Source organism: Flavobacterium macacae (genome assembly GCF_003865365.1).
GTDB classification, from domain to species: Bacteria; Bacteroidota; Bacteroidia; order Flavobacteriales; family Flavobacteriaceae; genus Flavobacterium; species Flavobacterium macacae.
Genome location: NZ_RQVR01000054.1, coordinates 1 through 1,426 on the forward strand (window position 1 = coordinate 1; position 1,426 = coordinate 1,426).

3 protein-coding genes are annotated in these 1,426 nt (G+C 35.9%); all 3 read left to right on the top strand.

Translation table 11 applies throughout. The annotated features are described in order from the left end of the window. Positions 1-184: hypothetical protein (locus EG849_RS15935; protein ID WP_233581827.1), on the top strand; the 184-nt coding region annotated here is incomplete at its 5' end. Between the two features lie 269 nt (positions 185-453). Next, positions 454-879 (top strand): hypothetical protein, encoded by a 426-nt coding sequence (locus EG849_RS15490; protein ID WP_125014340.1) that lies wholly within the window; start codon positions 454-456, stop codon positions 877-879. Between the two features lie 352 nt (positions 880-1,231). Continuing rightward, the coding region (locus EG849_RS15495) for a transposase (protein WP_199732405.1) at positions 1,232-1,426 on the top strand (195 nt) is incomplete at its 3' end.

Here is a 1,426-nt window from a genome sequence, read left to right on the forward strand (position 1 = left end):
CAGTGCTTCTGATTATGCAGGTGTGAAGGGGATTTTAGATGGTGTTTGCGTTTTTCAGAACTTAAGTTGTAATTTGTCCCCGCGAAGGGATTCGCGCGGGAGCGGGGGGTTTTTCAGAACTTTAAGTTGTAATTTGTCCACGCGAAGGGATTCGCGCGGGAGCGGGGGTTTTTCAGAACTTTAAGTTGTAATGTGTCCACGCGAAGGGATTCGCGCGGGAGCTGGGGGAGCTGGGGGCAGGTGTGAAGGGAATTTTAGATGGTGTTTGCGTTTTTCAGAACTTTAAGTTGTAATTTGTCCACGCGAAGGGATTCGCGCGGGAGCTGGGGTTTTTTCAGAACTTTAAGTTGTAATTTGTCCACGCGAAGGGATTCGCGCGGGAGCGGGGTCCACGCGAAGGGATTCGCGCGGGAGCGGGGAACATGAAATGAATAAAACAAGAAATTAATTAAAATGAATAAAAAAGTATTAAAGTCCGTATTTAGTTATTTACAAGTACATCTTTTTGCAGGTATTTGTAGCGCCTTATTAGTAATTTATTTAGTCTTAACCGACCCATATTTTTATAATTTAGATTTTAAAACACATGGGTTTAATGAAAAATACGAACATTTTTTATTAATGACTTTTACAATTCCTATAATCTTGACAATACTTTTTTGCGCATACCGAATTATAAAAAGTAATCAAAAATCAGATAAAAGTATTTTGGCAATTGTTTCAATAGTTGGCATATTTACATTCATATATTTAGATAAATTTATAAAAAAGGCACTTTTCTTTTTTGATAATATTTTATTAAGTATGGTTGTAATTACTGCAATCTATATAATTTTATTTTCATTAGTTTTCAGGCAAGAAAAAAAAATTAAGGAATAATAATCTATCGCATTTTGAAAATACTAATGACATAAAATTTGTTAGTGGTTCAAAGTTAGAGATATGAGATTTTAGATTTCTAACGTATTGAAATAAAACAAGTATGTAATGTATCCGACGTGTTGGGTGGTTGATTTTTCTATCTAACATCTGCATGTAATCAATGATTTATAGTATTATCGCATTCAAAAAACTAAACAGCCTCGGGTTGTTTTTTTATTTAATACCTTTTCCAAATCCCCCGCTACCGCGCGAATCCCCGCTACCGCGCGAATCCCTTCGCGTGGTCACTATATTTTCCTACTATCCGGTCATTAAAAAAGAATGCCTTTTCTTATATTTGAATTAAAAAATGAGCAGAAATTATAAATTCCATAATCCCGAAGGACTCTATTTTGTGAGTTTTGCCGTGGTTGGGTGGCTGGATGTTTTTACCCGCAACGAGTACAAGGATTTAGTATTGGAAAGTTTAGAATTTTGCCAAAACAATAAGGGAATGGAAGTGCATGCTTGGTGTATCATGACCAATCATTTGCATCTTATTTTT